This window comes from Nocardia sp. NPDC047038 (assembly GCF_040644075.1).
In the GTDB taxonomy this organism is placed as follows: Bacteria; Actinomycetota; Actinomycetes; order Mycobacteriales; family Mycobacteriaceae; genus Nocardia; species Nocardia sichangensis.
The window spans coordinates 45,646-58,066 of the sequence record NZ_JBEYVQ010000010.1 but is presented as its reverse complement, the minus strand read 5'-3'; the positions used below and the strand labels follow the sequence as shown (position 1 = coordinate 58,066).

Genomic DNA, 12,421 nt, shown 5'->3' with positions numbered 1-12,421 from the left:
AAGTCATCGAGAGTAAGGAGGAGGGTTGTCTGCCGCTGCCGGGCTGAAGGCTGCGACCGTGAAACATCCGGACGCGATGGCCCCGCTCATTCGGATACTCGACGAGCTGCGGGAGACGGCCCGATCCGCGGGACGCGACGACCTCGGCAGCCGACTGAGCATGGTTCGTGCCAGGGTGAGCGATCCCCGGGTACGGCTCGTGGTCGTCGGTCGTCCGAAGAACGGCATGAGCACGCTGGTCAACAGCCTGGTCGGTGCCTCGGTCAGCGCGACGAACAGCGATCTGAGCGTCCCGGTGATCGTCGAGTACGGGCCGGAGCCGACCGCGACGCTGGTGCGGCAGACCGCGCACGGCCGCACCGAACGTCAGTCGGTCGACCCGCTCGATCCCGGTCCAGCGCTGGCCACCCAGGGCGTCGTCCGTGCCGAGTTCACCCAGCCCAGTCCGCTGCTCGCCGACGGTGTCGTGGTGATGGACGCGCCGGGCGCGCTGGGTGACAACCGCACCACCTGGTCGATGATCGCCGCGGCCGACGCCGTGCTCTACGTCGGCGACGCCGGCACCGAGCTGACCGCGGAGCAGATCGCCGAGTTGCAGCGCATCCAGCAGATCTGCCCGACCGTGATCTGCGTGCTGAACAAGATCGACGTGTTCCCGCACTGGTCGCGCACCCAGCAGCGCAACCGGGAACTGCTGGACTCGGCTGGACTCGGCTTCGCGGTGGCCCCGGTCTCCGCGGAACTGCACCGGCAGGCCGGGTTGACCGGTGACTACCAGCGCGACATCGAATCCGGCGTGCCGCAGCTGATCGATCATCTGCGCGACTACGTGGTCGCCCGCGCGGACGCGGTGGCGCTGGAAGCCGCGGTCGGGGACATCCGCCTGGTCTGCGATCACCTCGCGCTGACCCTGCGCACCGAAGCCGAGGCGCTGCGCGACCCGCGACGCCGCGCCGAGATCACCGACCAGCTCGCCCGCGCGCGCGACGAGGCCGATCAGCTGCGCCAGCGCACCGCGAACTGGCAGGTCACGCTGGTCGACGGCGCGACCGAGCTGATGGCCGACATCGAGCACGATCTGCGCCACCGGCTGCGCAGCCTGATCCGCGACGCCGAGGCCGAGATCGCCCAGACCGATCCGGCGCGCCGCTGGAAGGATTTCGCCGCCGATCTGGACGCGCGCATTTGCGAGGCGGTCGAGGAGAACTTCGCCGTGGCGCACTACCGCTCGATGGAGCTGTCCGAGCAGGTGGCCGCCAAGTTCCCGGCCGACAACCGGACCCCGCCGCTGCCGGACCTGCGCTTGTCCAACCCCGGTGAGGTGCTCGAGGCGGTGCAGCCGCTGGAGCCCCTCGAGAGCGCGAAAGCCGGGGTTACCCAGCAATTCCTGACCGGTCTGCGCGGTTCCTACGGCGGCATCCTGATGGTCGGTCTGGCCACCAGCCTCCTGGGCATGTCGCTGGTGAACTGGTACTCGGCGGGTGCGGGCGTGCTGCTGGGCGTGAACGCGCTATGGGACGACCGCAAGAGCCGCAAGGTGCGCCGCCGGGCCGAGGCCAAGGTAGCGGTGGCCCGCCTGATGGACGACGTGATCTTCCAGGTCGGCAAGGAGTCGCGTAACCGCTTGCGCGCCGTGCAGCGAGTGCTGCGCGACCACTTCACCGACATCGCGACCGAGGTTTCGCGCGCCGCGGACGACGCGCTGCGCTCGGCCGAGGAGAACTACGGGAAGTACGGCGACCGCAGGCCGGAGCGGATCGCCGACCTCGAGGCGCGGCTCGGCAAACTGCACGCGCTGCGCGAGGAGGCCGACGGACTGGTTCCGGTGTAGACCGTTTCCCGGCGTGGGTCAGACCGGATGGCCCTGCGGGGTGTTCGCGGGCTGGAAGCGGCCCGCGTGCCGGGAGCTCTCGGCACGGATGACGTGGGTCACGGCGTTGATCAGCGCGAGGTGGGTGAACGCCTGGGGGAAGTTACCGAGGTGGCGGCCACTGCGCGGATCGATCTCCTCGGCGTACAACCGCAGGGGGCTGGCGAAGCCGAGCAGTCGTTCGCACAGGTGCCGCGCCCGCTGGATCTCCCCGATCTCGACCAGCGCGGAGACCAGCCAGAACGAGCAGATGGTGAACGCTCCTTCCGTGCCGCTCAGGCCGTCGTCGGTGGTTTCGGTCCGGTACCGCAGCACCAAGCCGTTCTCGGTGAGCCGGTCGGCGATGGCCAGCACGGTCGCGCGCACGCGGTCGTCCTCGGGCGGCAGGAAGCGGGTGAGCACCACCAGCAGCAGCGAGGCGTCCAGCGTGTCGCCGCCGTAGACCTGGGTGAACACGCCTTCTGAGGTGACGCCGTTGGCCAGGACGTCGGCCTTGATCTCCTCCGCGATCGCGTACCACTCTTCGGCGTGCTCGTACTGGCCGTGCAGTTCGGCGAGTTTCGCGCCGCGGTCCAGCGCCACCCAGCACATCACCTTGGACGAGGTGAAGTGCTGCGGCTCACCGCGCACCTCCCAGATGCCCCGATCGGGCTCCTTCCAGTGCTCGATGGCGGCGTGCACTTGGCGGACCAGTAGCGGCCACAGCGTCTCCGGCACCTGCTGGCGCGACTTCACGTGCAGGTACACCGCGTCGAGCATGGTGCCCCAGATGTCGTGCTGATCCTGGCTGTAGGCATTGTTGCCGATGCGCACCGGACGGGACTGGTCGTAGCCGCCCAAGTGATCGAGGATGATCTCGTCGAGCTGCCGTTCGCCGCCGATGCCGTAGAGCACCTGCAGCGGGACGGGCTCCCCGTCCTCGCCGGTCGTCGCGTCGTTGAGAAAGGCGAAGAAGTCGTCGGCCTCCCGGTCCAGGCCGAGCGTGTACAGGCCCCACAGCGCGAAGCTGGCATCCCGCACCCAGCTGTAGCGGTAATCCCAATTGCGTTCTCCGCCAGGGGTTTCCGGCAGCGAGGTGGTGGCGGCGGCCATCAGGGCGCCGGTCGGAGCGTAGGTGAGGCCTTTGAGGGTGAGCGCGCTGCGCTGCAAGTAGTTGCGCCACGGGTGATCGGGGAACTTGCCGAGCGTGATCCACTGGCGCCAGCATTCGGTGGTCTGCCACATCTTCTCGGCGGCCTCGTCGAAGGTGCGCGGCGCGGGCAGTTCCGACCAGGTGAGCGCGACGAAGACCTCGTCGCCCTCTTTCATCCTGGTGCGGGCGCGCGCCTCGCGCCCCTCGAGTCCGAGACGCAGATCGGTGGTGAGCACCAGGCTCGGCCCGGCGCTGGGCTCGTCGCCGCGCACCGCGGTCGCCTCCTCGTACACCTTGCCGGTGTACTCCCACCGTGCGCTCGCCCGGTGGTAGTCGAACGCGGGCTCGCAGCTCACCTCCAGCTCCACGGTGCCGTTCACGCATTTCACCGTGCGCAGCAGCAGATGCTCGGCATCCCAGTCCATCGGGGTGCGCCGGTGGGTCTTGCTGCGCTGATCGTTGTTGTGCCAGGGGCCGAGCACCAGTGCGTCGCGCACGATCAGCCAGCCGGTGCCGGTCTGCCAGGTGGTCTCCAGGATCATCCCGCCGGGCAGGTAGCGGCGGGCGGCGGGCACGTTGACCCCGTACGGCCCGACCCGGAAGTGCCCCGCGCTGCGGTCGAGGAGCGCCCCGAAGATGCTCGGCGAATCCGGCCGCGGAACACACATCCATTCCACCGCGCCGTTGCTGGCGACCAGGCAACTCGTTTCGCAGTCGGACAGGAAGGCGTAGTCATCGATCGGCGGGTAGGCGCCGTGGCGGTGGGTTTCGGCCAAGTTCGTCGGCAGGCCGTCGGAGTCGTTGAGGGTGAGGTCATCGGAGGACGCCATACCCCATCTTCGGGCCGATGTACGCCCGTCGTCCACTGCGCGATTTCTCCGTCCGCCGATGTGGCCGACGGCCTCGTGGAACCGGCCGGCGTACCGACTAGGCTGGAGCCGTGCATCGCATCGCAGGTTGGTGGGACGGCTTCGAGCTGTGGGTGGCGGGACTGCCGTTCATCCCGCAGTTCCTCGTGGTGCTCGTGGGCATGGTCCCGATCAGCTTCGCCATCGCCTACGGGCTCGATCGCGTGCTGCGCGCTGTGCTGCGCGTCCTGGACCGCCGCTACGGCGCCCATTCCGCACCGGCCCGCCCCGCCCCGGCCGCTGCGGCGGCGGTTCTCGAACCCGGGCAGGCCGCCGCCGATCGCACTCCCGTGCAGAGCGGGGCGCGCTGATGCCTCGTTCGCGGGTTCAGCTCGCCCTCATCGCGCTGCTCGTGCTGATCGTCGTCGCCTGGTTGATCACCCGCTGACGGTCAGTTCCCGCCGCCGCGCCAGTCGCCGAATCGCTTGCCGAGCTTCGCCACAGTGTCGCCGACCTCGTGGGCGACCGTGCTCGCCGCCGCGCCGACATCCCGGCCCAGCGTGCGCACGGTACGGATGAGCGGATCGTCGGACTGGTCGAAGTTCGTGCGGTAGGTGCGGGCGGCGGCCTTCATCTCGTCGGTGATCCGGGTGGCGCGATCCTGGTCACGGCGCGGATAGTCGCCCGAGAGCACGCGGTCGTAGTCGCCGCTCTGGATCCAGCGGCGCAGTTCGGCCGCGCGCAGCACGGAGAACGGGTGGCTCTGTAACTCCAGGTTGAGCAGCTTCAGCACGCCGTCGCGCAGATCGCCGGACCGCTCGTAGTCGTCGGCCTGGGACAGGAACGCCCCGTGGTTCATCTCCTTCACCAAGGCGCCCCCGGCCGTCTTCATGTGCACGCGTACCGAAGCGTCGACATCCTGGCCGCACAGCAGCCCGGCCCGGTCGCCGGACAGCTCGGACTTGCGGCTCCACTCCATCAGGGCCGCGACGATGCCGCGCAGAGCCCACCCACCGACCGGCAACCAGCCGACGCTCGCCGAGACCCGCAGCAGGTGCATGAGCATCGTGCGGTACACCGCGTGGCCGGACAGCGCGTGCCCGAGTTCGTGGCCCACTACGAAACGCAGCTCCTCGGTGTCCATCAGTTCGAGCAACCCGGTGGTCAGCACGATGAACGGCCGGTCCATGCCGATGGTGAAGGCATTCACCTGTGGGCTCTGCAACACGAACAGCTCGGGCGTCGTGGGGGCGTCCAGGATTCGCACACAGTCCTCGCGCAGGTGGTGCAGGGTGCGGAATTGCCGCTCGTCCACCCGTACCGCGGTGGCCAGATACAGCAGTCGGTGCTGGCGTTCTTGCAGCAAACCCGACAATGTGCGCAGCACCACGTCGAACCCCGGCAGTGACCGCAGGGTAACCAGGGCGGTGCGGTCGGCCGGGTGCTCCCACGTGCGGGTGCTGATGCCGGGGAATGTCGTGCGGACGCGATCCGGACTGGTGGTCATAAGGTGAAACCCCCCTCTTCCTGGGCTCTTCGATTCGAACTCCGCCTTGCGCTCTGCTACAGTCTGCCCGTGTCTTCGAGCGCAGTCCCGCAGGTCCGCCATGAATTGGCGTTGATTGCTGTCGGTGACCTCGCGGTCGCGGACGTCTACTGTCGCTGATCGCGACCGGGCACATCCGCGTCTCGTTTGTCAGCAGACTGGCGCGCTTCTTGCAGATGTGCTTTCGCTTCCCGACGGCCCGTTGTGGGCCGGTAGTCGCGCCGCTGCCGTATCGCTCGATCGGCGGGTCTGCTGAATCGATAAGTTTGTCGCCGCCACCGATGTGTTACCGGAGAACTGGCGGTCCGCACGAAAGGTCCACCCCGATGGCTCGCAAATCCTGGCTTTCGCCGCGCCGACGCTACAGCGCCGTTGCCCTAGCCGCCCTAGCGGCGGTCGCGCTGACCGCGTGCGGCGGCGGAGCCAGCGACACGGTCGGGGCGGGCGCTTCCGACGGCAGCGGCGGCACCCTGAACCTCTACGCCTACGCCGTGCCGAAGCCCGGTTTCGACAAGGTGATCCCCGAGTTCAACAAGACCGAGCAGGGCAAGAACGTCCAGATCCAGCAGTCCTACGGCGCCTCCGGCGACCAGTCCCGCAAGGTGAAGGACGGCGCCGAGGCCGACGTCGTGAACTTCTCGGTCGAGCCGGACATCACTCGCCTCGTCGACGCGGGCCTGGTGGACGCGAGCTGGAACGCCGACGCCACCAAGGGCATCCCGTTCGGCTCGGTGGTCGCGATCGTCGTGCGCAAGGGCAACCCGAAGGGCATCAAGGACTGGGACGACCTGCTGAAGCCGGGCGTCGAGGTGGTCACCCCGAACCCGTTCAGCTCCGGTTCGGCCAAGTGGAACCTGCTCGCGCCGTACGCGGCCAAGAGCGACGGCGGCAAGAACCCGCAGGCGGGCCTGGACTACCTGAGCAAGCTGGTCTCCAAGGAGCACGTGAAGGTGCAGCCGAAGTCCGGCCGCGAGGCGACCGAGACGTTCCTGCAGGGCACCGGTGACGTTCTGCTGAGTTACGAGAACGAGGCGATCTTCTCCGAGCGCAACGGCGATCAGATCGAGCACTTCGTCCCGCCGGTCACGTTCAAGATCGAGAACCCGGTCGCGGTGCTGAAGAACAGCAAGAACCAGCAGAAGGCCGTCGCCTTCCGCGACTTCCTGTTCACCACCGCGGGCCAGAAGGCCTGGGCCGCCGCCGGTTTCCGCCCGGTCGACCCGAAGGTCGCCGCCGACTACGCCAAGGACTTCCCGACCCCGCAGAAGCTGTGGACGATCGCCGACCTCGGCGGCTGGAAGACCGTGGACAAGGAACTGTTCACCCCGAACACGGGTTCGGTAGCGGTGATCTATGACAACGCCACCAAGTGACCGGGTGACCCCCGTTACACGGGATACTGGACGATCGTGACTACGAGCAGTAACGCCGGGACCGCGCAGGCAGCTGGTCCCGGCGTCTCCGAACCCGTGCGTCCCGATCGCCGCTGGAACTGGTCGTGGCTGCGCGTGACCGGCTCGGTGGGTCCGCTCGGCATCGCCACCGCGGTGCTGTGGCTGAGCATCATCGTGCTGCTGCCACTCGCGGCGCTCACCGTGACCAGCTTCGAGGACGGGTGGTCCGGTTTCTGGGACGCCGTCACTGCGCCCGCCGCGCTGGACTCGCTGCGCATCACCGTGCTGGTCTCGGTGGTGGTGGCGGTGGTCAACGTGGTCATGGGCACGCTGATCGCCTGGGTGCTGGTCCGCGACCGGTTTCCCGGCAAGGGTGTGGTCAACGCGCTGATCGACCTGCCGTTCGCGCTGCCGACCATCGTCGCCAGTATCGTGCTGCTCTCGCTGTACGGTCCGCAGAGTCCGATCGACATCCACCTGAACGCCACCCAGCCGGGCCTGGTGGTCGCGCTGGCGTTCGTCACGCTGCCGTTCGTGGTGCGTTCGGTGCAGCCGGTGCTGATCGAGGCCGACCGCGAGGTGGAACAGGCGGCGCTCTCGCTGGGCGCGAACAACTGGACCACCTTCCGCAGGATCGTGCTGCCCGCGCTGGCTCCCGCCATCATCAGCGGCGGCGGACTGGCCTTCGCCCGCGCGATCGGCGAGTACGGTTCGGTGGTGCTGATCGGCGGCGCGATCCCGCGCAAGACCGAGATGGCCTCCCAGTACATCCAGAAGCAGATCGAGATCGATCGGCCGGTGAACGCGGCGGCCGTGTCGGTCGCGCTGCTGGCCATCTCGTTCGCGACGCTGCTGGTTCTGCGGCTGCTCGCCGAACGCAGCGCGCGCAAGGAGCAGGCGAGCCGATGACAAACAATCGCGCAGCGCTCCCCGTGTCGCCGGGGTGCGGGCATTCCCCTGAGACGGAGCAGGGTCGATGAAACTGCATCCGCTGACCCGCATCTCGTTGCGGACGGTGGCGCTCGGCTACTTGTTCGTACTGCTGGTGCTGCCGCTGATCATCATCCTGTGGCGCACGTTCGAGCGGGGGATCGGCGCGTTCGCCGACTCGATCACCACGCCCGCGGCGATCTCGGCGTTCCAGCTCTCCCTCCTGATCGTCGCGATCACCGTCCCGGTGAACGTGGTCTTCGGCATCGTGACGGCGCTCGCGCTGGTGCGGGGAAAGTTCCCGGGCCGCAACCTGGTTCAGGGCATCGTGGACTTGCCGTTCGCGGTCTCGCCCGTGGTGGTCGGCGTCTCGCTGATCCTGCTCTGGGGCGCGGGCGGCTGGTTCGGCGGTCTGGAAGACCTGGGCTTCAAGGTCATCTTCAACCTACCGGGCATGGTGATCGCCACCATCTTCGTGACGCTGCCGTTCGTGGTGCGCGAGGTCGAGCCGGTGCTGCACGAGATCGGCGACGACCAGGAGCAGGCCGCGGCCACCCTGGGCGCGTCCAAATGGCAGACCTTCTGGCGGATCACGCTTCCCGCGATCCGGTGGGGCCTGACCTACGGCGTGGTGCTCACCGTGGCCCGCGCGCTCGGCGAGTTCGGCGCCGTGATCATGGTGTCCTCCGCGCTGCCTGGCAAGTCGCAGACGCTGACGTTGCTCGTGCACGGCCGGTACATCAACGACCACAACACCTTCGGCGCGTACTCCGCCGCCACCTTGCTGATGGGCATCGCCCTCGTCACCCTTCTGCTGATGACCCTCCTCGAACGTAAGCGGGGCACAAAGTGATCACCGTGACCAACGCGAACAAGAACTACGGCACGTTCGCCGCCCTCGACGATGTCAGTCTGGACATCCCCTCGGGCGAACTCACCGCGCTGCTCGGCCCGTCGGGTTCGGGCAAGTCGACGCTGCTGCGCTCGATCGCCGGGCTGGAGTCGCTGGACACCGGCGTGGTCAGCATCGCGGGGCGCGACGTCACCCGGGTGCCGCCGCAGAAGCGCGACATCGGCTTCGTGTTCCAGCACTACGCGGCGTTCAAGCACATGACCGTGCGCGACAACGTGGCGTTCGGCCTGAAGATCCGCAAGCGCCCGAAGCACGAGATCAGCAAGCGCGTCGACGAATTGCTCGGCATCGTGGGACTGGACGGCTTCCAGCACCGCTACCCGGCCCAGCTGTCGGGTGGCCAGCGCCAGCGTATGGCGCTGGCCCGCGCGCTCGCCGTCGATCCGCAGGTGCTGCTGCTGGACGAGCCGTTCGGCGCGCTGGACGCCAAGGTCCGCGCCGACCTGCGGACCTGGCTGCGCAGGCTGCACGAGGAGGTCCACGTGACCACCGTGCTGGTCACCCACGACCAGGAGGAGGCGCTCGACGTCGCCGACCGGATCGCGGTGATGAACAAGGGCCGCATCGAGCAGATCGGCACTCCGGAGGACGTGTACGACCGGCCGGCCAACGAGTTCGTCATGTCGTTCCTCGGCGCGGTGGCCCGGCTCAACGGACATCTGGTGCGGCCACACGACATTCGCGTCGGCCGGGATCCCGGCATGGCGCTCGCCGAGCACGAGGGCACCGCCGATTCCGCGGGCGTCACCAGGGCGACGGTCGAGCGCGTGGTGCACCTCGGCTTCGAGGTGCGCGTGGAGCTGCGCAACGCGGCGACCGGCGACCTGTTCGCCGCGCAGGTCACCCGCGGTGACGCCGAGGCGCTGCGACTGTCGGACGGCGAGACGGTGTACGTTCGCGCCACTCGGATCCCGGAACTGCCCGCGCACTAACGGTTTTCGCGAACCGGTTACATACCCGGCGACATAGGGAGTGTGGCGCTGAGAAGTTGCCACACTCTCTCCCGTTGCCGTGTCTACTGCTGTCCGGCTGCGCTGCGGAACGGTTGCCGACGGGGAGGCGAGGTGTGCGCTAGGCGGCGGTCGTAGCGGCGTCGGGCCGGACCCGGCATGCGATGCGAACATCGACGACTGTCGCCGGGTCCGGCGCCCCGTCCATTCGGCGAATTGTCGGCACGGATCCGTCAAGAGGAGTCTCCCCATGTGGAGCGCTGTCGCTCGGCGCCGTGCGCGTAAGAACCCGGATTCCGGCAAACATCCACCGGGCATGATCTATCCCCGCGTGTCGCAAGGAAATCCGACTGGACGGCATGTGTAGTGCTGGTTGGCCTGGTGAGGGCGTCGTAGCCCGTGGATTCGGATGCGGCGAGGCACAGGCGGCTTGCGGACAATCGGTTGTCCGGACTTGGCACGAAGATCGCGGAGTGGTTGCCTAAACGGCGTTCGAAGCAAATCGGCACGGCGATCGGGTGGATTGCGATGGCGGTTGGTCTCGGGTTGAGCATCGGTACGGTGAACACGGTTTCCGTTCTCGCGGAGGAAGGTTCGGCCAAGGCTCCGCCGGGGCGACGCAAAACGCAGCGGGCGCAGACCATCACGCGCCGCACCACGCTGACCTTCGACAGCACCGGCGTGGCCAGGGTGGGCATGATTCCCCGGCACGGCCGCGCGGTCACCGAATTCGCCGATCTCACGCAGCGTTCCAGCACGTGGGCGCGGGTGGGCAACCGCGCGCTCGCTCCGGCGGACCTCGTCGCGACGGTGGCGAAGTGCCTGACCGACGAGGTGCGGCAGGACCATCCCGGCTGCGGAAGCGGGCTCGGCATCGCGGTGGCCTATCCGGCCCGCTATGCCGACGAGCAGGTGGACGCGTTGCGCGCGGCGCTGGACGGCGTGGAACTGACTCAGGCGGCGTTGGTGGCCGAACCCGTCGCGGCGGCGGCCTGGCTGGAGGCCGACCGTGGTCCGCTCATGCCGGGTCTCGCCCTCGTCTACGACCTCGGCGGTGCCGGGCTCGACGTCACGCTGGTCCGGGTGGGTGCGGGATGTCCGCGCAATCCGATCGTCGGGGTCTCGCTGCGTTCCACCGAGTTCGGCGGACGCGCGTTCGGGGCGTTGATCGCCGAGCAAGCCGGGCCGGGCCCGCACTCGTCTTCGGTCGCCGAGTCGGTCGCCGACACGATCGCGGGCGAACTGCGCGTCAAGCATGTCCGGGAGTCGCTGGAACTCGTCTACCGCTGCTTGCGGGTCGCGGACGTCACCATGGCCGACGTCGACCGCGTGCTGGTGGTCGGCGGGGCGGCGCGACCGGCGGAGGTGGCCGAGGTCTTGGCGGCGGAATTGGCCAGGCCGGTGATCGTCGCCGCCGATCCCGGGCGCACCACCGCCGACGGCGCCGCGATCCTCGGACGGAGGGCGGCGGCCGCGGCCGAGGCGGCGGCCGAGCTGCGCCGGGTCAGGCGCAGGCGCGTCCGTCGTCGTGCCGCCACGCGGGCCCTGATGCTGTCGCGCCGGACCAGGCGCAGGCTGGGCCGGGTGGTCGTCGTCACGAGTATGTCGGCCGTATTCGGTTTCGGGACTTCGATCCTGGCGGTCGGTGACGGGGTGCTGGTGAGTTAGGCCCCGGCACGGACCGCGATGAACAGGGGCCGTCCGGCGGTGCGCGTGATGAGGGCGCGCATCGCCGGGCGGCCCTAGCAACTGCCGGGTTGACGTAACTCTCCGTTGGTGTAACTATGGGATACAGTTAAACGGTTCCATCGAGGAGAGGCAGTGACGACGATGTCCGCAGCCGTGACACCAGCCGTCGATCCCGATCTTGAAAAGGCGCAGGAGTACGCCGCGAAGCTGCTGCTGCTCTCCGAGGGATCGGTCAACAAGCACTTCGATCCCTTCGAAGACATCGACTGGGACAACCCCGACTTCGCCGCCGACGCCGGCGAGGAGCGCTGGATTCTGCCCGTGTCCGCCGACACGGTGGCGCGCCACCCCTGGTATCAGGCGTTGTCGACCGAGCAGAAGATCGCGGTCGGCAAGTACCGGCAGGCGAATATCGCCAAGGTCGGCCTGCAGTTCGAGTCGATCCTGATCAGCGGCATGGTCATCCACAACTTCGGCCTGCCCAACGGCTCGCCGGAGTTCCGGTACTGCTCCCACGAGATGATCGAGGAGCACAACCACACCCTGATGTTCCAGGAGATGGTCAACCGGATCGGCCTGGACGTGCCCGGCATGGGCCCGCTGGTCAGCAAGTTCAAGTACCTGGGCGCGCCCGTGGCGGCCTGGTTCCCGAATCTGTTCTTCATGGCCGTGCTGGCCGGTGAGGAGCCGATCGACCACATCCAGAAGCAGATCTTGCGCTCGGGCGAAGAGGTGCACCCGATCATGCGCGGCGTGATGGCCATTCACGTCGCCGAAGAGGCGCGGCACATCTCCTTCGCGCACGAGTTCCTGAAGAACCATGTGCCGGAGGCGAAGCCGGCGCAGAAGTTCATTCTCTCGCTGGCCATGCCGATCGTCATGCGGATTCTCGGCCGCTCGATCGTCACGCCGCCGCGGTCGTTCTTCGCCGAGTTCGACATCCCGGAGAAGGTCCGCAAGGAGCTGTTCTACGGCTCGCCGGAGGCCAAGCAGGTCTTCAGCGATTACTTCTGCGACGTGCGCGCCCTGGCCAAGGACATCGGATTGATGAACCCGGTCGCCAAGGCGGTCTGGAAGGCGCTCGGCATCGACGGTCCCAGCACTCGGTACCGATCGGAACCGCTGCGCGCCGCGAACAAGGTCGCCTGA

The 12,421-nt window shown here is 68.3% G+C and carries 11 protein-coding genes; 9 read left to right on the top strand and 2 right to left on the bottom strand.

Translation table 11 applies throughout. From position 1 onward, the window contains the following. Window positions 1–25: 25 nt before the first annotated feature. Window positions 26–1,831, top strand: coding sequence for a dynamin family protein (locus ABZ824_RS27740; RefSeq protein ID WP_356966421.1), 1,806 nt, complete (start codon window positions 26–28; stop codon window positions 1,829–1,831). Between the two features lie 18 nt (window positions 1,832–1,849). Here ABZ824_RS27740 and ABZ824_RS27735 read toward each other — a convergent pair whose 3' ends face one another. Then, window positions 1,850–3,832: a glycoside hydrolase family 15 protein gene (locus tag ABZ824_RS27735; protein WP_356966419.1), complete on the bottom strand. Its 1,983-nt coding sequence runs from the start codon at window positions 3,830–3,832 to the stop codon at window positions 1,850–1,852. Between the two features lie 110 nt (window positions 3,833–3,942). On the opposite strand from ABZ824_RS27735, the gene ABZ824_RS27730 reads away from it, so the two are divergent. Then, entirely contained in the window at window positions 3,943–4,221 is a 279-nt protein-coding gene (locus tag ABZ824_RS27730; RefSeq protein ID WP_356966417.1) for a hypothetical protein, read from the top strand. Between the two features lie 80 nt (window positions 4,222–4,301). Here the strand turns inward: ABZ824_RS27730 and ABZ824_RS27725 are convergent, their stop codons facing one another. After that, window positions 4,302–5,357, bottom strand: coding sequence for a M48 family metallopeptidase (locus ABZ824_RS27725; protein WP_356966415.1), 1,056 nt, complete (start codon window positions 5,355–5,357; stop codon window positions 4,302–4,304). Here ABZ824_RS27725 and ABZ824_RS27720 point away from each other — a divergent pair. From ABZ824_RS27720 to ABZ824_RS27690, 7 genes are all read left to right on the top strand, one after another. Further along, the gene (locus tag ABZ824_RS27720) at window positions 5,292–5,516 is read left to right on the top strand and encodes an Ms4533A family Cys-rich leader peptide (protein ID WP_356966413.1); all 225 of its coding nucleotides are present in this window, start codon (window positions 5,292–5,294) and stop codon (window positions 5,514–5,516) included. The genes ABZ824_RS27725 and ABZ824_RS27720 overlap by 66 nt on opposite strands. A 206-nt stretch (window positions 5,517–5,722) precedes the next feature. After that, window positions 5,723–6,769, top strand: a complete 1,047-nt coding sequence (locus ABZ824_RS27715) for a sulfate ABC transporter substrate-binding protein (RefSeq protein ID WP_355072386.1) — start codon at window positions 5,723–5,725, stop codon at window positions 6,767–6,769. A 129-nt stretch (window positions 6,770–6,898) separates the two neighbouring features. Further along, window positions 6,899–7,699, top strand: a complete 801-nt coding sequence (cysT, locus tag ABZ824_RS27710; protein ID WP_355072961.1) for a sulfate ABC transporter permease subunit CysT — start codon at window positions 6,899–6,901, stop codon at window positions 7,697–7,699. Between the two features lie 67 nt (window positions 7,700–7,766). Continuing rightward, window positions 7,767–8,573, top strand: a complete 807-nt coding sequence (cysW, locus tag ABZ824_RS27705; RefSeq protein WP_356966411.1) for a sulfate ABC transporter permease subunit CysW — start codon at window positions 7,767–7,769, stop codon at window positions 8,571–8,573. After that, window positions 8,570–9,565 (top strand): sulfate ABC transporter ATP-binding protein, encoded by a 996-nt coding sequence (locus ABZ824_RS27700; protein WP_355072390.1) that lies wholly within the window; start codon window positions 8,570–8,572, stop codon window positions 9,563–9,565. Before cysW ends, ABZ824_RS27700 begins: the two co-directional genes overlap by 4 nt. A 579-nt stretch (window positions 9,566–10,144) precedes the next feature. Then, entirely contained in the window at window positions 10,145–11,251 is a 1,107-nt protein-coding gene (locus ABZ824_RS27695) for a hypothetical protein (RefSeq protein ID WP_356966408.1), read from the top strand. A gap of 162 nt (window positions 11,252–11,413) precedes the next feature. Next, window positions 11,414–12,421, top strand: coding sequence for a diiron oxygenase (locus ABZ824_RS27690; RefSeq protein ID WP_355072963.1), 1,008 nt, complete (start codon window positions 11,414–11,416; stop codon window positions 12,419–12,421).

What these genes read in the sequence shown, in the direction of transcription:
- ABZ824_RS27735 (WP_356966419.1), bottom strand. Translation starts at nt 3,832, where the DNA reads ATGGCGTCCTCCGATGACCTCACCCTCAACGACTCCGACGGCCTGCCG.
- ABZ824_RS27725 (WP_356966415.1), bottom strand. Translation starts at nt 5,357, where the DNA reads ATGACCACCAGTCCGGATCGCGTCCGCACGACATTCCCCGGCATCAGC.
- ABZ824_RS27715 (WP_355072386.1), top strand. Translation starts at nt 5,723, where the DNA reads ATGGCTCGCAAATCCTGGCTTTCGCCGCGCCGACGCTACAGCGCCGTT.
- cysW (WP_356966411.1), top strand. Translation starts at nt 7,767, where the DNA reads ATGAAACTGCATCCGCTGACCCGCATCTCGTTGCGGACGGTGGCGCTC.
- ABZ824_RS27690 (WP_355072963.1), top strand. Translation starts at nt 11,414, where the DNA reads ATGTCCGCAGCCGTGACACCAGCCGTCGATCCCGATCTTGAAAAGGCG.